Annotated in this window: 28 protein-coding genes and 1 pseudogene; 15 read left to right on the forward strand and 14 right to left on the reverse strand. The window is 50.4% G+C overall.

What is annotated here, in order from left to right; translation table 11 throughout:
• Nucleotides 1-74: 74 nt before the first annotated feature.
• A complete protein-coding gene (locus AC4EYZ_RS03880; RefSeq protein ID WP_490204134.1) occupies nt 75-974 on the forward strand; it encodes a LysR family transcriptional regulator in 900 nt (299 codons plus the stop codon).
• 77 nt (nt 975-1,051) lie between these two features.
• Entirely contained in the window at nt 1,052-1,216 is a 165-nt protein-coding gene (locus tag AC4EYZ_RS03885; protein ID WP_155830865.1) for a hypothetical protein, read from the forward strand.
• A gap of 161 nt (nt 1,217-1,377) precedes the next feature.
• Here the strand turns inward: AC4EYZ_RS03885 and AC4EYZ_RS03890 are convergent, their stop codons facing one another.
• A complete protein-coding gene (locus tag AC4EYZ_RS03890) occupies nt 1,378-2,034 on the reverse strand; it encodes a hypothetical protein (protein ID WP_027959639.1) in 657 nt (218 codons plus the stop codon).
• 669 nt (nt 2,035-2,703) lie between these two features.
• Here AC4EYZ_RS03890 and AC4EYZ_RS03895 point away from each other — a divergent pair.
• Together AC4EYZ_RS03895 and AC4EYZ_RS03900 are read left to right on the forward strand one after the other, a co-directional pair.
• A complete protein-coding gene (locus tag AC4EYZ_RS03895; RefSeq protein WP_190373613.1) occupies nt 2,704-3,075 on the forward strand; it encodes a YkvA family protein in 372 nt (123 codons plus the stop codon).
• A gap of 179 nt (nt 3,076-3,254) precedes the next feature.
• Nucleotides 3,255-3,401, forward strand: a complete 147-nt coding sequence (locus tag AC4EYZ_RS03900; protein ID WP_190374955.1) for a helix-turn-helix domain-containing protein — start codon at nt 3,255-3,257, stop codon at nt 3,399-3,401.
• A 187-nt stretch (nt 3,402-3,588) separates the two neighbouring features.
• On the opposite strand, the gene AC4EYZ_RS03905 is transcribed toward AC4EYZ_RS03900, so the two are convergent.
• Both AC4EYZ_RS03905 and AC4EYZ_RS03910 read right to left on the reverse strand, forming a co-directional pair.
• Nucleotides 3,589-3,951 carry a helix-turn-helix domain-containing protein gene (locus AC4EYZ_RS03905; protein ID WP_022520397.1) on the reverse strand — a complete coding sequence of 121 codons (363 nt, stop codon included), beginning with the start codon at nt 3,949-3,951 and terminating at the stop codon, nt 3,589-3,591.
• 38 nt (nt 3,952-3,989) lie between these two features.
• Nucleotides 3,990-4,250 carry a type II toxin-antitoxin system RelE family toxin gene (locus tag AC4EYZ_RS03910; protein WP_022520398.1) on the reverse strand — a complete coding sequence of 87 codons (261 nt, stop codon included), beginning with the start codon at nt 4,248-4,250 and terminating at the stop codon, nt 3,990-3,992.
• A gap of 606 nt (nt 4,251-4,856) precedes the next feature.
• Here AC4EYZ_RS03910 and AC4EYZ_RS03915 point away from each other — a divergent pair.
• Nucleotides 4,857-6,041, forward strand: coding sequence for a tyrosine-type recombinase/integrase (locus AC4EYZ_RS03915; protein WP_427770638.1), 1,185 nt, complete (start codon nt 4,857-4,859; stop codon nt 6,039-6,041).
• A gap of 442 nt (nt 6,042-6,483) precedes the next feature.
• On the opposite strand, the gene AC4EYZ_RS03920 is transcribed toward AC4EYZ_RS03915, so the two are convergent.
• From AC4EYZ_RS03920 to AC4EYZ_RS03930, 3 genes are read right to left on the reverse strand one after another with little or no spacing between them, the layout of a single operon-like run.
• The gene (locus AC4EYZ_RS03920; RefSeq protein ID WP_427770640.1) at nt 6,484-7,512 is read right to left on the reverse strand and encodes a hypothetical protein; all 1,029 of its coding nucleotides are present in this window, start codon (nt 7,510-7,512) and stop codon (nt 6,484-6,486) included.
• A 9-nt stretch (nt 7,513-7,521) separates the two neighbouring features.
• Complete coding sequence (locus AC4EYZ_RS03925) at nt 7,522-8,091, reverse strand: hypothetical protein (protein WP_427770642.1); 570 nt, start codon at nt 8,089-8,091, stop codon at nt 7,522-7,524.
• Nucleotides 8,092-8,122: 31 nt separating this feature from the next.
• On the reverse strand, nt 8,123-9,850 hold the full coding sequence (locus tag AC4EYZ_RS03930; protein WP_427770644.1) for a hypothetical protein: 1,728 nt from the start codon (nt 9,848-9,850) through the stop codon (nt 8,123-8,125).
• 343 nt (nt 9,851-10,193) lie between these two features.
• Between AC4EYZ_RS03930 and AC4EYZ_RS03935 the strand changes: the two genes are divergently transcribed.
• Together AC4EYZ_RS03935 and AC4EYZ_RS03940 are read left to right on the forward strand one after the other, a co-directional pair.
• Nucleotides 10,194-10,859 carry a DUF2201 family putative metallopeptidase gene (locus AC4EYZ_RS03935; RefSeq protein ID WP_427770646.1) on the forward strand — a complete coding sequence of 222 codons (666 nt, stop codon included), beginning with the start codon at nt 10,194-10,196 and terminating at the stop codon, nt 10,857-10,859.
• 71 nt (nt 10,860-10,930) lie between these two features.
• Complete coding sequence (locus AC4EYZ_RS03940) at nt 10,931-11,938, forward strand: helix-turn-helix transcriptional regulator (RefSeq protein WP_490204135.1); 1,008 nt, start codon at nt 10,931-10,933, stop codon at nt 11,936-11,938.
• A 444-nt stretch (nt 11,939-12,382) separates the two neighbouring features.
• Here AC4EYZ_RS03940 and AC4EYZ_RS03945 read toward each other — a convergent pair whose 3' ends face one another.
• From AC4EYZ_RS03945 to AC4EYZ_RS03955, 3 genes are all read right to left on the reverse strand, one after another.
• On the reverse strand, nt 12,383-12,814 hold the full coding sequence (locus tag AC4EYZ_RS03945; RefSeq protein WP_427768915.1) for a hypothetical protein: 432 nt from the start codon (nt 12,812-12,814) through the stop codon (nt 12,383-12,385).
• 244 nt (nt 12,815-13,058) lie between these two features.
• Nucleotides 13,059-14,336 (reverse strand): Y-family DNA polymerase, encoded by a 1,278-nt coding sequence (locus AC4EYZ_RS03950; protein WP_427768913.1) that lies wholly within the window; start codon nt 14,334-14,336, stop codon nt 13,059-13,061.
• Nucleotides 14,333-14,779, reverse strand: coding sequence for a LexA family protein (locus tag AC4EYZ_RS03955; RefSeq protein WP_427768910.1), 447 nt, complete (start codon nt 14,777-14,779; stop codon nt 14,333-14,335). The genes AC4EYZ_RS03950 and AC4EYZ_RS03955 overlap by 4 nt, the downstream gene beginning before the upstream one ends.
• A gap of 156 nt (nt 14,780-14,935) precedes the next feature.
• On the opposite strand from AC4EYZ_RS03955, the gene AC4EYZ_RS03960 reads away from it, so the two are divergent.
• The 6 genes from AC4EYZ_RS03960 (at nt 14,936) to radC (ending at nt 18,655) form a co-directional block, all read left to right on the forward strand.
• Nucleotides 14,936-15,277, forward strand: coding sequence for a hypothetical protein (locus AC4EYZ_RS03960; protein ID WP_427768908.1), 342 nt, complete (start codon nt 14,936-14,938; stop codon nt 15,275-15,277).
• Between the two features lie 92 nt (nt 15,278-15,369).
• Nucleotides 15,370-16,338 carry a DUF932 domain-containing protein gene (locus tag AC4EYZ_RS03965; RefSeq protein WP_427768906.1) on the forward strand — a complete coding sequence of 323 codons (969 nt, stop codon included), beginning with the start codon at nt 15,370-15,372 and terminating at the stop codon, nt 16,336-16,338.
• A 120-nt stretch (nt 16,339-16,458) separates the two neighbouring features.
• A complete protein-coding gene (locus AC4EYZ_RS03970) occupies nt 16,459-16,629 on the forward strand; it encodes a hypothetical protein (RefSeq protein ID WP_414120875.1) in 171 nt (56 codons plus the stop codon).
• A gap of 23 nt (nt 16,630-16,652) precedes the next feature.
• Nucleotides 16,653-17,408: an ERF family protein gene (locus tag AC4EYZ_RS03975; protein ID WP_427768903.1), complete on the forward strand. Its 756-nt coding sequence runs from the start codon at nt 16,653-16,655 to the stop codon at nt 17,406-17,408.
• Nucleotides 17,409-17,441: 33 nt separating this feature from the next.
• Entirely contained in the window at nt 17,442-18,053 is a 612-nt protein-coding gene (locus AC4EYZ_RS03980; RefSeq protein WP_427768901.1) for a lambda exonuclease family protein, read from the forward strand.
• A 188-nt stretch (nt 18,054-18,241) separates the two neighbouring features.
• Nucleotides 18,242-18,655 carry a RadC family protein gene (gene radC, locus AC4EYZ_RS03985; RefSeq protein WP_490204280.1) on the forward strand — a complete coding sequence of 138 codons (414 nt, stop codon included), beginning with the start codon at nt 18,242-18,244 and terminating at the stop codon, nt 18,653-18,655.
• Nucleotides 18,656-18,836: 181 nt separating this feature from the next.
• Here the strand turns inward: radC and AC4EYZ_RS03990 are convergent.
• The 3 genes and pseudogenes from AC4EYZ_RS03990 to AC4EYZ_RS04000 form a co-directional block, all read right to left on the reverse strand.
• Nucleotides 18,837-19,298: pseudogene (locus tag AC4EYZ_RS03990) on the reverse strand (transposase); the annotation flags it as partial.
• Nucleotides 19,299-19,427: 129 nt separating this feature from the next.
• A complete protein-coding gene (locus tag AC4EYZ_RS03995; protein WP_008957443.1) occupies nt 19,428-19,562 on the reverse strand; it encodes a hypothetical protein in 135 nt (44 codons plus the stop codon).
• Nucleotides 19,563-19,598: 36 nt separating this feature from the next.
• On the reverse strand, nt 19,599-20,150 hold the full coding sequence (locus tag AC4EYZ_RS04000) for a hypothetical protein (RefSeq protein WP_008957444.1): 552 nt from the start codon (nt 20,148-20,150) through the stop codon (nt 19,599-19,601).
• A 357-nt stretch (nt 20,151-20,507) separates the two neighbouring features.
• Here AC4EYZ_RS04000 and AC4EYZ_RS04005 point away from each other — a divergent pair, with 357 nt between their 5' ends.
• Both AC4EYZ_RS04005 and AC4EYZ_RS04010 read left to right on the forward strand, forming a co-directional pair.
• Nucleotides 20,508-20,879, forward strand: a complete 372-nt coding sequence (locus AC4EYZ_RS04005) for a copper resistance CopC family protein (RefSeq protein ID WP_008957445.1) — start codon at nt 20,508-20,510, stop codon at nt 20,877-20,879.
• Between the two features lie 51 nt (nt 20,880-20,930).
• The gene (locus AC4EYZ_RS04010; protein ID WP_092490837.1) at nt 20,931-21,788 is read left to right on the forward strand and encodes a copper resistance D family protein; all 858 of its coding nucleotides are present in this window, start codon (nt 20,931-20,933) and stop codon (nt 21,786-21,788) included.
• Between the two features lie 149 nt (nt 21,789-21,937).
• Here AC4EYZ_RS04010 and AC4EYZ_RS04015 read toward each other — a convergent pair whose 3' ends face one another.
• Both AC4EYZ_RS04015 and AC4EYZ_RS04020 read right to left on the reverse strand, forming a co-directional pair.
• A complete protein-coding gene (locus tag AC4EYZ_RS04015; RefSeq protein WP_197672011.1) occupies nt 21,938-22,252 on the reverse strand; it encodes a hypothetical protein in 315 nt (104 codons plus the stop codon).
• Between the two features lie 924 nt (nt 22,253-23,176).
• Nucleotides 23,177-24,427, reverse strand: a complete 1,251-nt coding sequence (locus AC4EYZ_RS04020) for an ATP-grasp domain-containing protein (protein ID WP_008957448.1) — start codon at nt 24,425-24,427, stop codon at nt 23,177-23,179.
• Nucleotides 24,428-24,839: the final 412 nt, after the last annotated feature.

Genomic DNA, 24,839 nt, shown 5'->3' on the forward strand with positions numbered 1-24,839 from the left:
CAATACTGTTTTAGGATCCATTGATTCAGTTTTATGTATGATTGAAGAACAAGAAACGATAAGGAACGAAGCCAATGGCGCTGACATTTCGACAGTTGCGTTACTTTCTAGTGCTCTCGGAGGAGCTGCATTTCGGCAGAGCAGCACAGCGTCTGCATATCTCTCAACCACCGCTAAGTGCCAGCCTGCGTCAACTGGAAGAGGAGCTAAAGGTCAAGCTGCTGCTGCGCAATAGCAAACGCGTTACCCTCACGCCCGCCGGAGAAGCCTTCCAGCGCCAGGCACGCCGGATTCTCGAGCAGCTAGAAGACTCGCAAACGCTGGTGCAGCGCATTGCCTCAAGCGCCACCGGCCTGGTGCGCGTCGGGTTTACGCCCGCCATGCTCTTTCGCGGCCTGCCGGAACTGCTCAAACGCCTGCAATCCCGCTATCCCGGCATCGAAATACAATTGATCGAACGCAACTCGGCAGATCAAGTAGAAGCAGTGATGCAAGAGCAGCTCGATATCGGCTTTATCCACTCGATGCCGTTACCCGAGGAAATCGAGTCGGTCATCCTGTCGGACGAACCCTTCCTGTGCTGCTTGCCAGCGCATCACCACCTGGCAGGCCGACGCGAGTTGGCGGTCAAGGAACTGGCCAATGAGCCCATCATCCTGTTTGGACGCGACCTTGCCCCTCACTATTACGACAGGATCATCGGCCTGTTTCACCACGCCGATGTTAAACCCCATATTTGTCACGAAGTCTCCCACTGGTTGACCATTCTTGCTCTGGTAGCCAATGCGATGGGCGTTGCCCTGGTTCCCCAATCACTTGCCAAAGCCGGGTTTTCCAATGTGAGCTTTCTCCCTCTGACCGATTCAACGACACGACATCAGTCGCACTGCATATGGCGCAGCGATTCGGAGGAACATGAAGAAATCCGTCAGTTGCTGCTTAACTGCCTAAAAGAACAACAGCAAGTCAGGTAAGCACGGCGCCAAGCCCAGCAGCCCCCCTACCTGCCCTACTCCCGCCGACCACCTCATTCCGTCGTGAGGAAACCGCAGTGCAGTCGTTGTCGCCTACGTGCGAAATAACGCTTTCGCGACTACGCTATAGCAACGCTCACTACTCAAAGGAAGAGAATATGTCTACTACCACTATCGTCGTTATCGTTGTGGTTATCGTTGCCGTGCTGGGTATTGGCTTCGGCGGAGTGCTGCCTTTTTAAACGTCGTGAACAGAGGGTTCTCAGGAACTCGACGCTAAGCATCTGACCTGAGCACAAAAAAAGCCCGCTGATTGTGAACTGCATCCCAATCGTTGGATGAGTGTCCAACTTTTGAGGTGCAGTTCAGTGGCGGCGCGGCGGGTTCAAAGGTAACAGTTACATCAATCAGGGAAGTTCCGGATTAGCTTGTAGGTAATACCTGTGTTTCCAGCTTCAATTACCTCTAAGGAGGCTCCTTTGTAACTTATCTCGTCGGAGGTGCTTAAATCATACTCTACTTCGTTATTGAAAGCTGGCCTGGCAAGACTGGAGCTAAATTCTCTGTAACCAATGTTGATTTTATCTCCAATGCGACCATTATATATGAGCGTCTGCTGGAAGCTGTCTTCTTGCTCAGATAGCCTTTTCGCCTTTGTGTAGTCACCAGCATAGCAAGCACTACCTCCAAAAGTAGTTATGACACATATTTCAGCATTGTCTTTTTTGGCAACTGCTAGCGCTTGGATTGGATCAGCAAAGGCTCCTCTGACCACGCCTGTAGGTTCATAAAAATCATTTTCCGTATCGTGCCCAATCTGGCGATAGGTTCTATTAGGGATGTCATACATAGCCCCATCAATCATTTGGTTTACTCGGAGAACGCCCACCTCAACCATCGAGCCTTTCTCAACCATGTGCTCTCCCACGCCCACGGTCATAACTTCACCGATCTCAGGATAACTCACCCGATTAACCAACTCTTCCCCCCCATTGTAGGAAACTGTTGTACAGCCCGTTAGAGAAATGAGGCTTAGTAAAACAAAAATCGCTTTTTTCATTCTATATCCCTTGCTTATTAGAGTAGCCCTCTCGGAGGGACGTTTTTAATCCCGAATTCATCTAAAATTCGCTAATCCATCTTAGCGTTTTAAGCCACCCGCTAGTTAGGGTGCTTGTGGGGAATTGCTTCATTTAAAAATATGACGTAGCCGCACTTGTCGTTACTGCTCCGAAAACCACCAATGCCGATGTCGGTCTGCACTGCCTGAACTCACTACCCAGGCATATCGAGCATGGTCAAGTACATCTTTAAAAGCAACCTTGAAATCAGAGCTACCTGCAAATACATCCGCCATGCTGAGGGTTTACCGGATGTTGATGCAACTTGAGTCTGAACGGCTGTCATGAACTGCATGAAAATAAGCCAATAATTGCTCGCTTAACTGGAGGCAGCGTAAACCCAGCAAATTAAATCCTCCAGATAAATGTTTCCAAGTCAATGCGAGCAACTTCATTGCGTTCGTTTGATATGAGTCGAATGCAGTGAGCATCATTGGTGCTGAGTTGAATTTTCTTCAGGCAGGGGGTGACAAGCTTCTTCATCTACTGGATGATTACCTAAGGTGATTGAGCCTGGGTTGACCCGTGAATCTCAATCACTGCCAGCAAAGGAACTTAACGACTAAGATAAATGAAATAATATCAAGTATTTAACTATAGGGGGCAACGTGAGCAAGGGCGAACCACAAGCATCACTGGATGAAAAGATCGACGCACATGCAGACAGTTATTCAGATGAGAGTTTCTGGAACAAGACGACTAAGTACGCCAAGAAGGCTGGTGAAAAAACACTCTCACCAGCATTGAAGATGTACTACTCAGCCAAGGATAGCGACACCCCAATGTGGGCAAAAACTACGGTTTATGGTGCGCTTGGATATTTCATCTCTCCTGTTGATGCCATACCTGATCTAACTCCAGTTCTTGGCTATACTGACGACATAGGCGTTCTTGCCGGTGCACTGGCAATAGTGGCAGCGCATATAAAAGATGAACACTATGAACAGGCACAACAGACCCTCAAGCGCTGGTTTAACTGATCTATCCACCAATGTACACCCATGGCGTGAAAGCCTTTATTGGCTTTCACGCCATTTTTGATTTCTAACCAATCACTCATGTTTAATCAGCTTGAATCGCCTTGGGTTTAGTAGACAACTCTAGGCCTTATACTAAAGGCATCTAGAGGATACATGAGCCATCCCCGTTATACTGAAGAATTCAAAATCAAAGCCGTCCAACAGGTGGTAGAGCGTGGGGCCATCGAGTCGCTGAAGTTGCTGCTCGGTTAGGCGTCTCAGACCACAGTTTGTACCATTTGATCAAGCGCTACGACAGACCTGTAGAACTCCGGAAAAAAAGATGATGATCTAAGCTGAAAGACGACGCTTGAAGACGGAACTAAAACGCGTATCGAAGGGCGGGGCCTATTAAAAAAGGCCGCCGCGTGCTTCGCTAGAGGATCTGACTGAGGTAAGCGTTTATTCAGGATCATGCGAGCCAATATCAAAAAGCAGGCCGCTGTTCATTGCTCACCGAGAGGGCCGTGACCGTCAGGTAATATCTCTCAACTCCACATCCAACGCAGCCGCAATGCGGGTCAGCACACTCAACGAGCCGCTCTTTTTTCCTGACTCTATTTCGGAGAGGTACCCCTGGCTAATCCCTGCTTTTTCCGCCAGTTCACCTGCGCGTAGGCCACGGTATTCACGGTACACCTTCACGGGTGCCACGCCGTCCAGCAGCGCATCCACAACCGCTGCGGGAAATGACTCTTCACCACGCGCCACAACCGCGTTGGCAGCGTCGATATCGTCCTGGTCTTCCAACCGCGCAAGCAATGCGTGGTACTCCTGCTCGGGCAGTACCACCAGCCGCTCGCCAGTGGGCGTTTGAATAATCTGAGGTGCACTCATGCCGCCTCCTGTTAATTGCCGGGTGCATTATTGATGCTTTATTGATAAATAGCACCACGGGCACCGATGTTAATGATGTCCAACACATCGCCACGCTCGTCGATGATCACCCGCCAGTCGCCTACCCGCAGGCGAATATAATCGCTCCCCTTCAACGCCTTCACATTATTGCGTTGGCTTTCCGGGTCTTCCGCGTAGGCCTTGATTTTACCTTGTATGCGCTTCGACTCAGGCCGCGGCATTCGCTGCAGCACCTTTAGTGCACTTTTACGGTAAGTGATCGTCTTCATTACTAGCATTATAGCTAATAGAGAATAAATATAGAAATTTTTTAGCTGTAAGCTAACAAACACCACAGAAGGTCAATATCGCCATGGTGACCAGTTGGGCTAACTCGCCCTTTTACGAGAACGCTATCCGCGAGCGCTTCTGGAAAACCCACCTAAAACACGCCGGCGTTCGCTACCGCGGCCCCAACCAGTGCCGGCACCCGTTCATAAGCCAGCTGCTCTCATTGGAAAAGTGGTGCCGCTGCACTGGATCTCTAACCACGTTGGCCACGCGACGATCATCATGATCCAACAGCGTTATGGTAAGTGGATTCGCAGCGACGGCCCAGATATTCCAGCGCCATTGAGAAGCAATTAAATCTGGAAGCATTCCCAAGCTAGTCCCTGAGAGCCAAAAACGAAAAAGGCCGTCGAGCTAAGTGCTTGACGGCCTTCAAAATTCTGTGGCGGAGGGGGAGTCCGCTGACTTAACATCCAGTACCATCTACTAGACACTGCAACTATCAACAAAATCATAATCTTGTATTGCATCTTTGTCTATTGAAGTCTATGTTGATCTATAACATATGGGGGACTATTTGGGGGACTAACCCCAATTTTTTAGAGAGGTAAGCCGTGGCAATACACAAGCTTAGCCCACGCAAAGTAGCTACTGCTGAACCGGGCAAACATGAAGATGGTGGCGGCTTACGCCTAGTGGTTTCTGAAGGTGGAGCTAAGAAATGGGTACTTAGATTTACTTTAAGAAGTAAGCGCCGAGAAATGGGGCTTGGCAGCTTCCCGGACACAGGCTTAGCCGAAGCTCGTCGTAAAGCTGAAAACTATAGAAAGCTGGCCAAAGAAGGCACTGATCCAATTCACGCTCGCGAGCTGGAAACGCAGCAACAAGCGACCCCTACGTTTACAAATTGCGCTGCACGGTATATACAGTCGCACCGGCGTAGCTGGCGAAATGCTAAGCATGCTCGACAATGGGTTAGCACCTTAAAGACTTACGCAAGGCCAGTCATTGGCGAATTGCCTGTTGATGAAATCGACACCCACCAAATACTCAACATACTTAGCCCTATTTGGGTGACTAAAACTGAAACCGCTAAGCGTGTTCAAGGCCGAATTGAGAATGTGTTAGACTTTGCTTCAGCACACAAATATCGCGATGAAGCCAATCCAGCTCGTTGGCGTGGTCACCTAGATAAGCTGTTGCCAAAACCATCAAAGGTTCAGAAAGTTGCTCATCACCCCGCAATGCCCTACGAACAAGTTGCTGCATTCATGGGGGCTATGCAAGATTACAACAGCATGTCGTCAAAAGCGCTGCAGTTGCTGATCCTAACAGCAACACGAACGTCGGAAGTTCTCAATGCTGAGTGGCATGAGATTGATCTTGTTAACGCCACGTGGACAATTCCTGCTAAGCGCATGAAAGCTAGCCGCGAACATCGTATTCCCCTTTCCCACCAAGCTTTATTGCTGATCTCTAACCTTCCAAATGTTAAAGGCAATTCATTTGTTTTTCCGGGTATGAAACCTGGCCGCCCTCTTTCCAACATGTCACTGCTGCAGTTTATGCGAGGCCTTGGTTACGGCCCAAGCGGTGACAAAGGCAACTATGTACCTCATGGCTTTCGTTCAAGTTTTCGCGACTGGACAGGTGAAGTGACCAGCTATCCACGCGATGTTGCTGAGATGGCGTTAGCTCATACCATAGAAAACAAGGTAGAAGCCGCCTATCGGCGTGGTGATTTGTTCGACAAACGACGAGCGATGATGCAGGATTGGGCTGATTACATAATAGCTTAAAGCGCACTTTGATAAAGGATGCGTTGAGGTTGTAACGCCCCCAATACTTCCTTAATCAAGAACACTATTCAATACATACACTTTCATTCTAACGAGTCTTTCTGAGAAGCCTGTGACTGCAAGAACTCACAGGCCTCTAAATTCACAGCTATAAATTCATCCCAGGTGTATTGTCGGGAGTAGGTTTTTTCGTACTGTAAATCTACTCGGCAGATATCAGGTCGTTTATCATAAATGCTGCAAAATTTATTAAGGTGATCATAGTGGCGACAGCTCCCATCACTACGATCTAAGAAACGCGTTTCGCTTGCGAGATGAACTTGCTGGCAACACAGCCCGCATTGACTACAGGGGAATGCTTGCGATAGATTTTTGGACTGACACATCAAAAATTTTCCTCACTTAGTGGCTCGTACCCGTTGAAGAGTACGAGCCTTTATTTTTACTTTTCTATACTGTCGAGCGTGGACTTCTCTCCGATTGCCACTTCGTTAACATTAATAATACGTTTTTGAGTGGAAATAACTAGGTTACCATCTTTATCAAGTATCGGCGTATCGACCATAGCCTTCAGTAACTGCGCAAACTTAACAGCGCTGAAGACCGTTGCTTTGCTTTGCTCAGAGTAATTGGCAAAATCTATACCTTCATTACCAATAACTTTTTTCAGTTCCGAGACTGCATGACGTAAACGCGAGCTAACGTTTGAAAAGGTAGTATTCGCTAACGTAGTGACTTCTGAAATGGCTTTGAGTTTGTTGCCCATTAGTTCTGCTTGATCACAGATGGTGCGGGCTTGTTCCATGTTGGAGTTGGCTTTGTTTAATGCTGCTTCGCCTTTGTGGCCAAGTACATGCCCAAATATTGCAAGGGCAGGTCCAGCAACGATTCCACCAAGAACCATCATGCCACCGGCCATGCCGTAACCGCCAGCGGCGAGCGACCCACCTCCCAACCAAGCGAGCGTGGCATTAGTGGCTGCAACGCCGCCCAACGATGAAATTGCAGCACCTGTACTGGCAGTTGCTAGTAGCATAGTGCCGTTGTATGCACCGAATGCCAGCGCAGCACCGCCACCTATACCGGCACCAAGTCCGAGGCCAGCATCCTTCAAAGCTTGGTAGTCCTGTTTCAGGCTTGGAAGGGTTTTGTTGGAAAAATCCCCCGCATTGAGCTTATCAAGCTCAGTGCTTTGTTTGAGATCAACGTTCTTAATTTGCTGGAATGTATCAATAAAATCTGAAATAACGCCATTAAAAGCACGTAGCTTGCGTTTGCCATAATCTTCAAGCTTATTGTTTGTGGTCTGGCGAAGTTCTTCAAGTGCCTCATTAGCGAGTTCTACTGAGGAGCGGGCATCGTTATTAATATTCTTTGCCTTGGTTTGGTTTATCGCCCCACTAACACCCTTTACTGCACCATATAAGCCAGCTGCAGCAGCACCTGCACCTATTAACAATGGGATCGGCATATTTTTACCTTATTCCAGAATAATTGAAATAGTTTTAGTCATTTCTTGATTGAGCGTTTCGGCACGCTCCAGCAAGTCGTCGAAAATGAATTCTTCTATCTTGTGATGTCGTTGAAACTCCTTAAGCAACGCCCATTCAACACCCGAGATGTGGCCATCGCGCAGTGCTACCAAGAACAGCTCATAAAGAATAATTTTCGGGGTAGAGGGTATGTCATATTTCTTTTGTTCAAGCATTTCTCTCAGGACGGTAGTAGCTGCTCCCACACGGTTACCTGGGTTTTCCATCTTAGTGAAAGGGTATTTCTTTAAGGCTTCTATAAGTCGGTTAGTGATGCGTGTGAACATGCTACTTCCGAACATAAAACGATCACCGATTTCAGCAGAGTTCTCCAACTCAGCTATCAGCTCGCGCTCCTTCTCACCGATCATTATGGAGATTAGTTCCAGGCTGGTTTCAGTAGTAATCTCATCATAACTTTTACCATCCCAAAGAATGGGCTTGTCAGAGATTGCTATTAAGCTTGCTAGATCTAGCAAATGTTCTCTGTCATCATTCGGGAGCATCTTAACCAACATGAAGCTTGTATCCTTTCAACTTGAGTATATTTTAGAATATAAAGGGATCGTCAGAGGACATGAACGTTTCGAATTCATTTACAGAATGGAATTGAAGTGATTTTCCAAGTAATCCTGCGTAGTGGTTTATGCTCTTGGATAATGCCTCTGAGTCCTGATGGTCGGCGTTTGCAAGAGATGACAGAAGAAACTGTGTTTCCAATCGCAGTTGGGGAATCTCCCGGCTTACGAATGCTTCCAATTGTTCCTGTTCATGAGCTATTCGTTCACGCGCTGCTTCTTCTATTGTGCGTATTTTAAGCAACTGCTCACTCGAAAGTTTCGCACTACGCGAAGCCTCCAGAGCACTTTGGTAAAACATCGACGAAAGCGTGTAGCCAATCATGCCTCCGATAGCAGCGCCTACGAACGGGATAGGGATAGCAACTTGGCCTACAGCTGCCATCATGCCGCCCGAGAGCATCCCAGCGCCTTTTTCACCTACTTCGGTAAGTAGCTGTTCCTCGTCGATCTCACCTGTAACGAAGCGGTTGACGGTGCTTCCCAAAGAGAGGCAAATGTTGATAGCAAGGGCGGGGCCACTTGTACTTGCTAGCTGTCGCGTGAATTGGTTCCCCGACTGCTGCATTCCACCCTTTAAGGCCGAACCCACAAAAGCTGTAGCGTACCCAAGTGTACCTGCCTTGGCAGTATCGAGAGCTATGTCTGGCAAAGCTTCAGAAACTTCCTTTTCTCCCTGAGCAACAGCCCAACAATTCATTAGAACTGAAATGCTTCCACCAATAATCGCACCGTACTTGGCCCCTTGCAGGCCTGCCCCGTGAGCAGTACGACCAATGTCTCTCAGCGTTGCAGTTCCTGGATTCTTGCGATAATAGATGGCATCTTCTGTAGTAAGGCCACTATCACTGACATTTTCTGCCAGTTCATCGTAATTATTTGCCTCACGGCGAAGTTTTTCTGCTTCGTCTATGTTGCCTTTTTTTTCAGCTTTATCAGCATTGAAGCGTCGTTGATAAGCTTTATTACGGCAGTGTTGTGCCGCTGATTCTGCCTGAAAATCGTCAGAGTTGGCGCGCTTTTCCAGCTTGTCCGCCTTAAACATCATTTCTTGTACTTGTTTGGCCTTATTAGGATCGTCTGAAGCTTGTTCGCCTAGCTTTTCAGCACGCTCCCTTAGCCTCTCAGCTTCTCCAAGTACATAGGCCTTGTTACCTTCAAGCTGCTCAGTTGGCAATTCAAGTTTGGCGCCACGATAACGGAAGAACTTGCCATCTTCTCTAGCAATATCATCAAGGAGCTTATTTCGGTTGCCGACGAATTTCATCTGCGCCTGCGAACCATCAATGACTTTTCCATCTACCAATTGCACCCGGTCGACTACGTTATGATTCTTGCCATATTGGGGTAGGTCATCAGAACGGGAAGCCCGTACTTTCGACTTGCGGATTATTGCTTCGGCGTTGTCGCGGCTAGTTGAGGCTACCTCAGCGCTGAATCCGGCCTGCTGCTTTATGTTTTGGGCAACGTAGTTTTCATTAACTTTGTGTTTCGCAATGTCGACCAAGCCTTTGGCATAACGCGTGCCTGATTCATTATCTAACCCTCGATAGCCTTTGATATATTCAGCACTTGCACTCCCAAAGCGTTGGACAGTCTCGTGAGTGGATAGCGCCTCGGCCGTGCGAATTGCATCCCGACGCATCTCTTTCAGTGACTCTTTTTTTTCTTGCTTGGTGTGGATCTCTTTAGAAGCCATAGGGTCCCTTGATAGACGAATATCAGTTCAGCCTTCTAGAATCGGAGTCAGGGCACGCAGACGTACCTAGGTAACCAAATTAAAACTACTCATATTTAGTATCGGTTCACTCTCCTAAAACTTTAGGATCTTCTGCTACCCCAAGCTTGCCGACAGAGCGATGGGATCTTTTACATGGTGAAGATTAAAAAGCTGGTAAGAATAACCTGTTCAAACAGGCTAAATTACTCATGCGACAGTTAGCGTCGCTACAAATTTTTTTTGCTAAAAGTAAGTGTTGCGACATGAAATGTCGCAACTCAGGATAAGACTGATGCCAATTATAGTTAATTGAGGCATCGTCATGGAATCGAAACCCTTACTGAATGATCAGCTCATTAGTGATATTGACGAGAAGGAAGTCATCACTAAGCAGAAAGGACTTTGGCAAGCTGACCGCGATGCCTGGAGCAATGATCAACCCGCTACGGCCTTCCTGGCCCAGCAACTCGATATCGAACTCGTGCCAGCATCAAATGTGGCGACAGCCTCTACTGACGGCAGAGGCCTCTATGTGAACCCATATTGGAGCTCGAGTCTGGACGAAATAACTCGCCGGTTCACACAAGCCCATCTCGTGTGGCACTGCGCGGCAAGACACTTTAGCTCCGCTCCGGGACTAGACAGTCGCCGCTGGCATTTGACATGCGATCACGAGGTCAATGTAGTTTTACTGATGCTGGGATTTGTCATGCCACCTCAAGCTGTGCTGTTCCCTGCTTGTATCGGTAAATCACTACCTGATGTATATGCATGGTTGGCCGATTACCCCCTACTCAATGAAGAGGTAAGCCTGGACGCACCGCCGTGGCTGACTCATAGCAAAAAAAATGATGAGGATGAGACTACTCATTTCGCTGTGAGCTCTCTTGAAAAGCACTGGCAAGAACAAGCCTGTGAAGTGATGCACCGCTACGTTGGAACGCCGGACTTACGCTTTTTGATGGCTTCCTGGCATACTAACCGGTGATAAGAATGATTAGCCATCACCAACGCCGATAGGCTGTAAGACCGCCTGGCTCCTTAAGACAAGGTTCGTTCATGTCCGAGATTCGCGAGACGCTGTTCCGCTACCTGACCATGCTTCAGCTCATACCACGCAGTCCTGGTCGAGTTAGCACACCAGTGCTATTGGAGAAGTTACATGAACGGGGTTTTCGAATAGATACCCGCTCACTGCAACGAGACCTACGCGACAAGCTTGCTTTGCACTTTCCGCTAGTCTGTGACGATAGCAGCAAGCCATACCGCTGGTACTTTGACCGAGACTTTCACTGCAATCTGCCAGCACTTGACGTTCCTAGCGCTCTAACTCTAGTGCTAGCCGAGGAATACCTAAAGGGAGTGCTGCCTCCTGTAGTGATCGACCAATTGGCACCTCAATTTCGAGACGCACGGCGATTACTTGATGATTTGGAGGGCAACGGGCTTAGCCAGTGGGCTAAACGAGTTCGGGCAATTCCAAACGGTAAGGTATTAATTCCGGCCCTATTCAAGGAAATGATTTGGCAGGTTGTAGCTCAGGCCCTGATGGAAAACAGAGCATTAGATGTAACCTATCTCTCTCGAAGTACTGAGCAAGAGAAGCAATTCACTCTTCACCCTCAAGGATTAGTGAGTCGCCACAGCGTGACTTATCTGCTGGCTACCGTGAACGACTACGACGATATCCGGCAGTTTGCTCTGCACCGAATCAAAAAAGCGATTATAAGCAGCAACTCATGGCGGGAATCGACAGCGTTTGACCTAGATAGTTATATACACAATGGCGCATTCGGCTATCTGGATGGAAATGAAGATACTAGATTAGTCGCAAATGTGGCTCCACAATTAGCTTGGTTACTAACGGAAACTCCACTTTCCAATCATCAAACTCTCATTCCGCTGGAAAATAGCGAGTGGCAGCGTCTAGAGGCCGTTGTGCCAAATGATCAGCAGACACTGTGGTGGCTCAAGGGACTAGGGGCCAATGTTGAGGTGCTGGAGCCCCTTGCATGGCAGAACGACATCCTGGACACCGCACGCGAGATTCTGTCACGTGTTCCATAAGTATGACCCTTATATCAGCTTAAACGGCCCAATAGCGTGATAGTCCTCTTTTGGATCCTTTCCCGCCTTCGTAAGTGCAACGGTATCGACATGCTGTAAAGATTTATTCTTATTTTTACAGATGGCAGCTCATTCCGATCCATAGTGTTGCGTGTGGCGTGGTTTGCGTTGCCCACTGCGTAGCGACCAGGCATTGCCTTTATGGGGCAGGCCCAACTTTACCGTTCACTTACCCAAATCTCGAGTGAGCTTATTAATCGTGCCTATCAGTCGTTCGCTGCGTTTGGCTACCGCCTGCGGTTTGTGGGTCTCAGTGAGGGTAAGTAGTTGGTTATACTAAAAGGAAAGCTCAGGAAGCATTAATTCTATTTTATGTAGGCATATATAAAAAATTTAGCTGTCTAATAAAATTTAAAATAATTATTTATCTTTATTTATGTGCTTTTAGTTTATTTGCTTGTGATCCTGTTCACCACAGAACACGCATGCTCGGGATGAACGCCCGGGAGCAGTGACACTCCAGTCTCCCCATGTATGTTTCTTAGAGTTTGTTTTTTTCACAAGATCACACCTTGCACACCGTTCAAATACATTGCAGCCTGCATCAACCCTATCAAATGTATAATGATGAATTATTTTTTCAACAGCATGATCACAATGGACACATGTTGACCTTTTAAGGCAGTTCATTTCTCTCACATAAAAATCATTGCCATACTTATGCTTATTTTTAACAACAACCTCATCACAATCTGGGCATGTCTTACTCAAATAGCATTGAGGCTTACCTTCCATTTTACTGTAGTTTCCTCCGTGCATACCGACTTTACATTTCGCACTTTTAAAAGCGCCCTTTGCTTTTTGAAAAAGACTCATTAAAACTCCTAAATAATATAAATTATGATTAAACCATTAGACTAAAATAAAATTTTTGAACGTCGACGCATGTTGGATTCAGTAAAAAAGTTAATCTAGCTTCTCAATTTTTCCAGAAAATAGCTATAACGGCGTTGAATGTCAAGTATTATTAGACTTCCCCTATCTTCGACAAGTAAGTAGATCAGAATAGGCAACGAAGCCTAGTACCATTGCCACCTCTACGAAATCTTAATGACCTGCTCTACCTAACAATCATTAGCTCGTTCCATTGGGTTGTGTAACGTGGCGTGCGTCGCTCACTTCGCAGCGCCCAGGCATTGCCTTTACGGGGTAGGCCCAGCTGTACCGTACCCTTACCTAGCTCTCGGTTGAGCTTGTCCATCGTTGCCATGAGGCACTCGCTTCGCTTTGCTTCCTCGTCGGTTTGCGGGGTTTCAGTGAGGGTAAGCTGACGGTTGGCCTTGGGCGTAAGATCGAGCAGCATGAGGCCTGCTTTATGGTAGGCATAGCCTTTGCGCCAAAGGCGCCGTAGGCCTTGTACCGCCGCTGCGATGATGTCCCGGCTATCATCGGTAGGTCTCTCTAGTGAGACAACCACACGCTGTTGGTATTGCGGCAAATCGGTACGAAACGGATTGGTGCGCACAAACACCATCACGGCGCTGGTAACGCTGCTCTGTTTGCGCAGCTTTTCGGCCGCCCTGGCGGCGTGCTGCCTTAAGGCTTCGCGTAGGTCATTAAGGTTGCCGGTTAGCCTGCCGAATGAACGCGACACCATGATCTGTTGCTTGGGTAGGCTCATGTCCTCGAGCTGTATGGCGGACTGCCCGCGTAGCTCCCATACGATGCGTTCCTGCACCACACTAAATCGCCCCCTAATACGCTTAGGGTCTGCCTCGCGTAGATCCCATGCGGTCTCAATACCCATCACTCTTAAACGTTCACCGGTGCGGCGAGCCACGCCCCACAGCTCTGTCACCGGCAACTGCTTTAACAATGCCTTGGTCGCTTCACTTTCGGCGATTAACTTACACACCCCGTGCTGCTTGTAGGCAGGATGTTTTTTAGCCGCGTGGTTCGCCACTTTGGCCAATACGCACGTTGGCGCAAATCCCACACATACGGGAATACCCGTCCACTGCCGAACGGTAGCTCGCATGGCTTGGCCCCGTGCTTCCAACGTATCAGGGTCGAAGCCCTGAAACCCAACAAAGCTCTCATCAATGGAATACACCTCAACATGGGGCGAAAACTCGCCTAGCACCTCGGTCACCCGCTGGGACATATCGCCATATAACGCGTAGTTACTGGACAGCAGCACGGCTTGGCGGCGTATCGCGGGCGGTAACAAGTGCATGGCCGTCCCCATCTCAACACCCAGCGCTTTGAGCTCGTTGCTACGGGCAACAACGCAACCATCGTTATTCGACAGCACCCCTACGGGTCGCCCTTCCAGCGCTGGATCAAAGACGCGCTCGCAACTGACATAGAAGTTGTTGCAGTCAACGAGTGCGATCACGGTAGTGACCTCAGCAGATTGTGAATCACGTCGGTCACTACACCCCATACTTGGGATTCGCGTCCATCAAGGGAAATCGGCTTGAAATTAGGGTTGCTTGCTTTGAGGTAGGTGCGCTGACCAACACGCTCCAGACGCTTAACAGTCATTTCCCCATCTACGCAGATCACCACAATCCGACCAGGCAGCGCTTCCAGGCTGCGATCTACCACCAATAAGTCCCCAGGGTGAATGCTGTCCCCGATCATTGAATCCCCTTCCGCACGCGCAAAATAGGTCGAGGCTGGGCGTTTAACGACGTAGCGGTGCAGATCTAGCTCGGTATCCAAGTGATCATCGGCGGGCGAAGGAAACCCGGCGCGCACGGCGGTTGAATAGAGCGGTAAGGGTAGTGACGAGGCCACGGCATCTGCCCGGCCCATCAGTGAAACGTTCAATGACATATAGGGCTTCTCCTTTTTACTGTATGCATAAACAGTATCAGTAAAGAGGGCTAGCGAAGCAACCATTTAAGAGTCGACGCTAAAAACTTTCAGATCTATATCACTCCTATGAATCCTGCACACGGGATCACTTTGACGCCTATAGGAGTGTTGTTTATGTCCCCGCCTTGCCTACGCTGTGCAGCCCCATGCACGCTTAACTTTGAAACCGCCCAACGTATCGGCACCGTGGGCGGCAGCCTTGTCGGCGCTGCCATTGGTGCGTGGCGGGCATCCTATACCCCAACGTCCCCTTTATCGGATGCCTCCTCCCGCTTTCCGTTAGCCAAACTGCCCGCTGCCGTGATGGGGGCTGTTTCCGGCAGTCAATCAGGCTCGCGAGTCGCAACGGTGTTCTTCACACAGAAACTGCCACCCGGTGAAGGAAAGCCCTGGCTGTGCGCATCGTGCGGTCATACCTTCCGGCAATTAACCCGTCCCTTCACCGCACCCCAATAATGCGTTCCCACTATGCGACATAGCCCTTACTTTACAACCATAAAGCGCTGGCGATTAACGTCAGCGCTTTTTTATTGCTAGGAGTTTTCACCATGGCTCATCTCGTTGAACAAATGGCTTACGTCGGCGCTACCCCTTGGCACGGCCTGGGACAGCAGCTATCCCGTCAACAACCGTTAGAGGTCTGGCAGCAACAGGCCGGAATGAACTGGCATATTGAAGAAGCCCCGGTGCGCTTTATTGCCGAGGGTGCCAGCCACCTGGGCAGCATCCACTCATTCCCCGAGCAAAAAGTGCTCTACCGCTCGGATACCAAGGCGCCGCTATCGGTCGTCTCGCAGCGCTATAAGGTGGTGCAGCCCGAGGAGATTCTGGAGTTTTACCGCGATCTGACAGAGTACGCCGGGTATGAACTGGAAACCGCGGGTGTGCTGAAAGGCGGTCGGAAGTTCTGGGCCTTGGCGCGCAGTGGCTTAAGTACCTCGCTGAAAGGACAGGATGAGGTGAACGACTACCTGCTATTGGCCACCTCCTGCGATGGCACCTTAGCCACCATGGCGACACCAACGACAGTAAGGGTGGTGTGCAACAACACGCTGCAGATTGCGGTGGATGGCTCTAGCCAAGCGGTGAAGGTACCCCACCGATCAGAGTTCGATCCCCGGGCGGTAAAAAGCCAACTGGGTATTTCTGTATCCCAATGGAATGACTTTATGTACCGCATGAAAGCGTTAGCGGAGCGGAAGATCGATCATCGCGAGGCACAGCAGTATTTTCAGTCGGTGCTCTGCGGTATCGATAAGCCGATAGATGATCCTTCCAAGCTGCCCAATTACCGGGCACTTAATAAGGTACACAAGCTCTACCACGGCGAAGGCCGCGGTTCTCACCTCGACACGGCCAAAGATACTGCGTGGGGCTTGCTCAATGCGGTCACCGAGTACGTCGATCATGACAAGCGTGCGCGTAGCAACGATACCCGGCTCGATTCAGCGTGGTTTGGCCAGGGGGCGCAGCTGAAGCAGGAAGCACTGCAAACAGCCCTTGCCCTGGTGAGCTGACATGCTGTTTCTCATCATTTTACTGCTAATTTTCTTAGTTTTTGTCTTACCCCTCATCGGATAGCGCGATAAGCCCAGCCCCTAACAGGCTGGGCTTTTTGCTGTTACGTGGAGTACACCATGGCCTCTCTTAACCCCGATTTAGATATCGCATTAACCCAACTAACGGAACGACTGCTCACCCAGGAACAAACCTATGCCCAGACCTACGTGATGGCAAAAGGACAGCTGTATCGCACCGAGCTGCACCTATGCCCCGTCCCTCCCAGCGAGCTTCCCGCCGATTTTTAAGCCTCTATTGAAGGAGCCTTTTCATGGCAACCAAAACTAATGTGGTAAATCACGAGACGTCTGCATCCTCTTTACAAGCCGTTCCTGCAGCACCCACCCCCCATCTTGCGGAGAGCACGGCCATTATTCAGGTGATTGAACGCGCTGCGCTCAACCCGGACGTCGATATCGACAAAATGGAGCGCTTACTGCAGATGCAGGAACGGGTGATGGATCGCCAGGCCATGATGGCCTATAGCGCTGCTATGGCGGCGATGCAGACCGAACTCCCCAGCATTGAGGAGCGCGGGCAGGCTAACAACGGCTGCTACGCCACCTTGGAGGATATCGTCGATACCGTTCGCCCAATTATGCAGAAACACGGCTTTGCGGTGAGTTTTCGTATTCAGACGCAGGAACGAGGCATTGAAGTGACCGGTGTGCTGATGCATAAGGATGGCCACCGTGAGGAGACTAGCATGCTGCTGCCTGCCGATATGAGCGGTAACAAGAACGCTGTGCAGGCGTTTGGCTCTTCCACCAGCTACGGCAAGCGCTACGTACTCTGCGCACTACTTAATATCACCACCCGGGGGCAGGACGATAACGGCAAGACCAGCACCAAAGCGAGCATCAAGCTAGTAACGCCCTTTCAGGCGGGACAGATCCAGCGGCTCATTAGCCAATGCCCTGCGACGACCCAGGAGTGGTTCAGCGGTAAGTACAGATCAGCCGTGCAAGTGCCTCAGAGTGACTTCGACAAGCTGCGCGCCTCACTCTCCAAACGGGCGGTTAAGTAACAGAGGTTTTAAACCCTCTCGTAGGAGGTTTCTATGCAAGTACTTAACATGGAACAAGGCACGCCCGAATGGCTGGCGGCACGCTTAGGGCGCGTCACCATGTCGGAGCTCAAGACATTGTTGGTCAAGGGTAAAGGCCCTGGAGGGTTTGGTACCGGGGCGATTACCTATATGAACCAGTTGATCGGTGAGCGCATTACCGGTGAGTTAGCAGAGCCCTTTCAAGGTAATACGCATACCCGTCGTGGGCATACGCTGGAAGGCGTTGCCCGTTCGCTTTACACGGATGCCACCGGCGAACCTAAACCAGAGGAAGTGGGCATTATCCTCAACCACGGTGTGGGCTACTCGCCTGACAGTCTGGTAGGTGCTAACGGTCTGCTGGAAATCAAAACAAAGCTACCTAAGTTCCAGATTGAGGTACTGCTCAGCGGCGAAATACCCGATGAGCACGTGCCCCAATGCCAGGGCGGGCTATGGGTCAGCGAACGGGAATGGATCGACTTTGTGAGCTATTGGCCAGGTATGCCGCTGTTTATCAAACGTGCCTACCGTGACGACATTATGATCCGCACCATTGCCGAGCGGGTAGAACGATTCCATGAGGAGATGGAACGTCGCATAAACCAAGTGATGGCTGCGTGACGCGACGATTCCATAGATACACCAACCGATCATTAACGACATAGACGCCGGGGCCACTGAACTGACCCCACCACCCCGGCGTTTTTTATTTTTTGGAGACAACCATGACACACGCCAAACTCAAAGCTGGGGAAGTGGCTGGTACCTATCACGTTACCTCGCCAGTGACTGAAACCGATATCATCACCATGGCCAAGCGCTTCGCGCGCCGTAAGCTCGCTAAAGGTCGCAAGATAGCCCAACCTTCGCAAGCGTTTGAGCACCTGCAGTTACTGCTTCAAGATTACGAGCACGAGGTATTTAGTGTTCTCTTCCTCGATAGTCAGCACCGTGTTATCCGCTTTGAGGAGCTATTCCGTGGAACCATCGACGCGGCCAGCGTCTACCCGCGTGAAGTGCTAAAAGCAGCTCTCACCTACAACGCTGCTGCTGTCATCTTGGTGCATAACCATCCAAGCGGTGATCCCGAGCCAAGTGATTCAGATAGACGTATCACCCAGCGGCTCATAGAAACTATGGGGCTGATGGACATTCGAGTGATTGATCATGTAGTGGTGGGGAGTGATGGGTGTAGGTCGTTTGCGGAGATGGGGTATTTGTAGGTGAATGTTGGGATAAGAATGGAGCTGCCTTGCTGGGCAGCTCCAGTAATTAGGCAAGCTTTATTTTTTGTTTAAGACGGCAAACGGCCAGAAGCGGTCTTTTAGATATTTCGCATATACGCCTAACCTGGATTTCTCACAGGGTATAAAAGAAAGCGGCTGAAAGTGCTATGATTTCAAGAACCCGGTGTGGAATTTTGCCCAATCCCGCATGCTTGGCCAATCGGCGCTGATAGCGCCGCTGGTGTGGTAGGCGGAGTCGCTTCCATAATTCGCCGCCGTGTTTCTTGTCGTCCCAGATTAACGCGTAGATCCACTGATGGCTTACGCAAACGCCGTTGGCATTCGCCATGAAGCCACTAATTTGCTGGGGGCTCCATTCGTCCATCAGTTGATCAGTGACCCATCGAATTAGGCTGGGCAGTCGCTTCGTCACTTTCCAGGCGCTGCGTCGACGCTGATCACTTCTCAATTGAGCCTGCTCAGGCGCATAGCCAGCAGTAAGCCCATTGCGCTTTATCTCCCGGCTAATGGTGCTGCTGTGAACCCCAATAGCCTTGGCTATCTGTCGCTGGCTGATGCCAGTCTCAAGGTAAGCGAAAATTTGGTATCGTTGGGCCTGGGTCAGTTGTCGGTATCCCATTCTCTGCTTCACTTTGGTCGGTAAAGTCGAGAGGGTACCGGCGCTGGCCCTCCTTCCTCTACTGTGTGATCCAAAGTGCTGCGGTTATTCTATGAATCCAGACTCATATGTTGCATTATTTTCAACTCCTTAGCGTGAACGACTGAAGAGGTACTTGGCCAGCGAAGCGATCGCCAAGCCAATTAATAACAGCATGGCCAGGGGCATCAACCAGCCTAGCCACCCCATTGACCCCATAAAAGCAAAACATTCCGCGTTCATCATGCCATCACTCCTAAAAAAAGAGGCAATCGCCAAGGCTTATTGCGGGCCATGGTGGCTGGGCATGCTTCCTCTCATCTGTTCACGCTGCTCATCGGTCAGTAAGTCCTGCATCTGATTATGCATGCGCACGTTATCAGCCATCATATCGCCATGAAGGTTGGCCATTTGAGCATGCAGCGCCTTTATTTCCTCTGGTTCAGGGCGTTCAGTCTGCATGGTTTGCATCATGTCGTCGCGCAGGTTCATCAATTCGCCCATCCGCTCAAGCTGGGCCGCGCGGTGTTCTTGGCGCATCTCACGCATGGTACTCATCTGCTGCTCGTCGAGCATACCGCCAATGCCGGACATACTCCCCATGCCTTCCATCATTGGACAAGGCATCATCCCGCTTTGCCCTCCCATCATCATTCCTGGGTACATGCCTTCTTGACTGCCCATCATCATGCCCGAACCCATACCGACTTGGCCGTCCATCATATTGCCCTGACCTTGGGCGCCTTGGCTCATACCTTGAGCGAAGATGGCGCTGCTGGGGACACTGAGGCTTGCAGCCAGACCAATGGCAAAGATCATCTTGTGCTTAACCATGATATTTCCTCTTATCATGTTGCTGGTCGAGACATCGCCTTATCCATTAAAAATGGAAGAAGGCGGAGTTAGCTTTCGTTATAAGCCTACAACCTATAGGTGGCCCAAAGGTAAAGGAGAAACCGATCCCAATACCTAAGTGTTGTCACAGATCATTTTTTCCGCCATTTTAGCCCTGTTTCAGGTTGGCACGTTTTAACACCGACTCATTTCCATGAAGAAAAGCACGACGCCATGCGCCTTGTTCGCCAAACAGGGCAGATGAACGATGTAAGAAGGCTCAGCCGAATCAGTTTTAGCGCCTCCGCGATGAAGTAACGGCATCCATTCAACCCTAAAAATATATAAGGATACGGTATGCAAAAGAAGACGAGTTCGCTCCCTATCATTCACGCTACCTTAGCAACGCTGTTGCTGTCGCTAGCAATCCCAGTGCTGGCCCATGAAGGGGGCGCAAGCACTTCGCCTAAGGATGGCGTCACCATTCAGGATTCCCCAGCAGAGATTGGCATCGAGTTTGGTGGCATGATGCGCATCACCCAGTTTGAAGTGACAGGCCCAAACGGCCCCGTTCCTCTTGATGGTCAGCCAGGCAGTGAACAGGTCGAACGCTACGTCGTGAAGCCCGGTGAAATTCTTTCGGCTGGGGACTACCAGGTGCACTGGCGCGGCCTATCGGATGACGGACACATGATGTCCGACGGTTTTAACTTCTCGGTCGAGCCCTGACCCGTGGCTTGGTGGTTCTCCGTAAATAGCCTCGATGTCTGGACCGTCGCGATGATTCTCGTGGCGGCCGGGATTTACCTTAGCGCCCTAGTCGCGACGGGGGCCGTGTTGTTTCGTCTAGCGTTTCCCCGGCTCCCTGATCACGACCGGAGGCGCGTCGCCCGCATGGGTGTCCTTTCTGCCTGGGCGGGGGTCATCCTGATTCTGTTCCAGTGGTCTTTAGAAGCTGGTTACCTTGGAGGCGGCAATATAGCGGCTGCAACCAACCCAATGTTGCTCGGGATCGTGTTCGATGGCGCGTCCGGGGGTCGACTAATACTGGTGGTAGCTGGTTTGCTGCTGGTCCAGGCGATTCAGCTTAATAACTTAGCGTTCTCGAAAACAGCCAACAGCTTGAGCCTAGTAGGCGTTTTATTGGTGATGCTGGCATTCGTGCAGGTGGGGCATACAGTAAACACCCCACGCCTCGTTCTGGCTGTCTTGCTGATCGTTCACCTGATGGCGGCAGCATTCTGGGTAGCCTCGCTGTGGCCGCTGTTCCACTTAGTGGGGCAACATTACAACCACGGCAATACCGCCCGCATTCTGACCCGTTTCGGGCAACTCGCCATGGGCGGAGTTGGCGTGTTGGTACTGGCGGGCGTCACTTTGGCCACGCTGCTAACAGGCGGTCTCACACCCCTGCTCACCACGGCATATGGACAGTTCTTGATCGGCAAAGTATTGATTGTCGCGGTGCTGCTGTTATTTGCTGCCGCGAACAAGTGGCGGCTTGTACCTGCCTTTGAGAGCGGCGATGCAACAGCCCCACGACGTTTGCAGCGCAGTATTGCGCTGGAGGTGGTGCTGGTCGTGGTTATCCTGCTGATCACGGCGGTGCTGACAAGGGTGACATCACCGAATGGGTGACCGTCAGGACAACCACCTTAGGTAGTTAAGAACCTAGCTTAATAGCTATAAGCAACGCTATCCGGAAGGCAAGGCCGATGCCATCCGCGCGCGACAAGAGATGCACACCCGCCACGTGGCCGTGGTGGTTCGTGGCATCTTGATGTGGTTCAGAAATTGTAGCCCAGACCAATCGTATAAGCCCAGATACCGTCCTCCTGAAACGCATCGGTGGCATCGTCGGTATCGCTGAACAGGAACTGATACTCAGCGCGAGCGAGGAAATAGGCCTTGGGCAGAACATAGTATTTCATACCCGTTTCCCGTCCCGCGAAGGCGCTGTCTTTGACGCCGTCTCCATAGATACCACCGAGGCTAGCACCGACGAAGGGCCGCGCACGACCATCAAGGAACTGATGGGTTAGGTAACCACGGGTTGAGCCGTTCCAGAAACCATCTGTGACGCCCGCCTTCGCCTTCGACATCGGCGTAATTGACGCTTTGCCGAACACCGGCAACCATGTTATCCCTCAGATACCAACCAAGATCAACAGTCTCACGCCGAAGTTTCCGCTATTAAAATTCCGATCGTTACTGCCAGTTCCAGAGATCGAAAACTCACGGACACCCGTGGGCCGTACTCTGAGTTTTGGGCGGATGCTGCCCTAGGCAGAACAGCGAGAAGACAAAAAGCCATTGCTGCAGTGTTGACTCTATTCATGAGGAGACCCTTCCTGACATTATTAGGATTGTATTTCCATAATGCACTATTCGTTATCTAGCGCGGATAGTAACGCGACCGATACCTTGGCGATCAAACGACACGGACCCGCACCATCATGTTCAGGGTCTGACATCACACGATCTGTGCGTTAGCACACACGTATATGATGGAATCTGAAAAACTGGCTACCGGATTGAGGATATGTGCTTCACCACAGCCGATCGACTCACCATCGGCATTATGCTCGGCTACATCGTATCCGGACTGATCATTCTTAGGCATCAGTTCCCGGCTGCCTTGCTAGCAACGGTTCTTTACTGATCATTTATTAGTTCTGGTCGACCGGTCGATTCCACCGCCTCGACTGGGTCAGCGACGCGACATGGTTTCTATATGAAGGCCATCGCTCGGCTAGGTGGCTATCTATATCGCTCCAGAGATACCCCTTTAAGGGCAGCCTTCATTGACGAGGTTTCATCCGCGTAGCTGATAATATTGTAAGTTTCCAGGCTTTAAATCCAAACGCAGGAAAAACTTGCGCGCAATTGAAAGGTTGCTGGGAGCAATTTCCGAATAACTAATCGCGGGCCGAAGTGAGGCGATCGCCTTGCAAGATGAGTTCCACGCCCTATCACGATAATCGCATAAGTTGTGGGACAAACTCTTTAGATCATATTTTTGATAACTAATCTTTCATGAGAAGCACAGGTGCGAACCCCCCACCTGGCGTACGGAAATTGGTCGTCTGTCCTCGATAAAGTCTCGCTGCGGCCATTAACAGTGTGCCGCGATAGGTATACAGTCTAACGTCGACCTTGAGATTTTTACGCTGTCCATCGACCAGAACGAGGCGTTCGGAGGGAGGCACATGGGCCTGGGCAATATAGTCGCTTTCCAAGATTTGGCTGAATGTTTTTTTGGTGAGTTTACTTCCCCGGTACACTCCCTTACTTCCGTGGCCTGCGACAGGTTTGAAGAACCACTGCCGTCGCTGTTGCCAAAGGGTATCAGCATTATCAGCGCTGACCTGTAAGGTACGGGGAATACAAGAGCGAAGTAATTCGGCATTTTGAGCGCTCAACCCCCAAGCCATAAGCGTCGCGGGATCTGATAACACAGCCAAGTTGCGTTTGTCCGCGAACAATGCGTGTGCATGGGGATTTGGGGTTATGACTGCGCCTCCGTCCAACCAGGCAGAGTGTAAGGCGGAGTTTCCGGGTGCTTCGAGCCCAAAATCCACTAAGCGATTGTAAACCATATCTACTCGCTTACCGCCGCTGTATAGCATGCCTGACTCATACCGAAGGTCGCCAGGCGAGAGGATGAGAGCATCAATGCCATGACGCCGTAATAACTGCTGGGCAAGTTTGAATTCAGGATAGAGGTATTGCCCCATAGGCTGATCATCAACGATAGCTATCCTCTCCAGACGTCCATTGCCACGCTGGGCACGCCATTCGCTCTCGAACTGGGCTATCACTTTAGCCTCGAAGTCGGCAGACCCGGCCGCACTTTTAGCATCACCACAACACTGCAGTTGGGCCCGTACCAGGATCGCGTTAAGAAATGCACCTCCGGCATTGGTATTGATTTCGATGAGGCGAGGCCCGTCCTCGCCGAGATGGAAATCATAGCCCATGAAGACACCTACTGGGCCGGGGTTTAACTGTGCACTTTGCGGGGCCCAAGACAGTACTTGTCGCTGATAGTCGGGAAGAGCGGCGGCGTTTTCTATGGCCTGAACAGTGGCCCTCATCTGCTCCAGAACCTGAGATGGGACAAAGACAGCGACATTCGAGAAAAGTTGATGCCAGGTCGAACGGATAAAGGCCTCATCGGCATCGTCGCCCAACTGGTCGATAAGACTTTGGGTGGCTGCTCGTCGGTCTAGAGTGATACAGGTGCAGTGCTGGTTCAGCCTTTCTGCTTCTGTCATCCCTGGGGAGCCACTGGTCTTTTGCAAGAGCTGTCCTCTGGTTTTTTCACGCTGATCTAGATCAAACTGGCCAGCATCGGCTGGTCATTGAGTTCATGAGGGCGATATTTAACGAGCTACACCTTCTGCTGATAGATCAACGTCGATGATGAGCGCTCATGGTGCTTGTACGCTCGCATTAACATCTTGTGGCAAAACTTTCAGGAAATGTAGACACAAGGGTTAATATAGATGAAGTGGAAAGCCGACGTCCGGTCATAGCGATAAAAGTAACTAGCTCTACCATCATCATCAACAAGGGGCAACTATTTTCTGCCGACAATGATGCGCAGTGATGACCAAGAGCATCCCTGCTGCCGACATCGGCAACTGAACAAATTTCACTATTAAGCGGAAGATGCTGTATTGAATT

The sequence above is a fragment of the Vreelandella sp. 162(4c) genome (assembly GCF_058152265.1).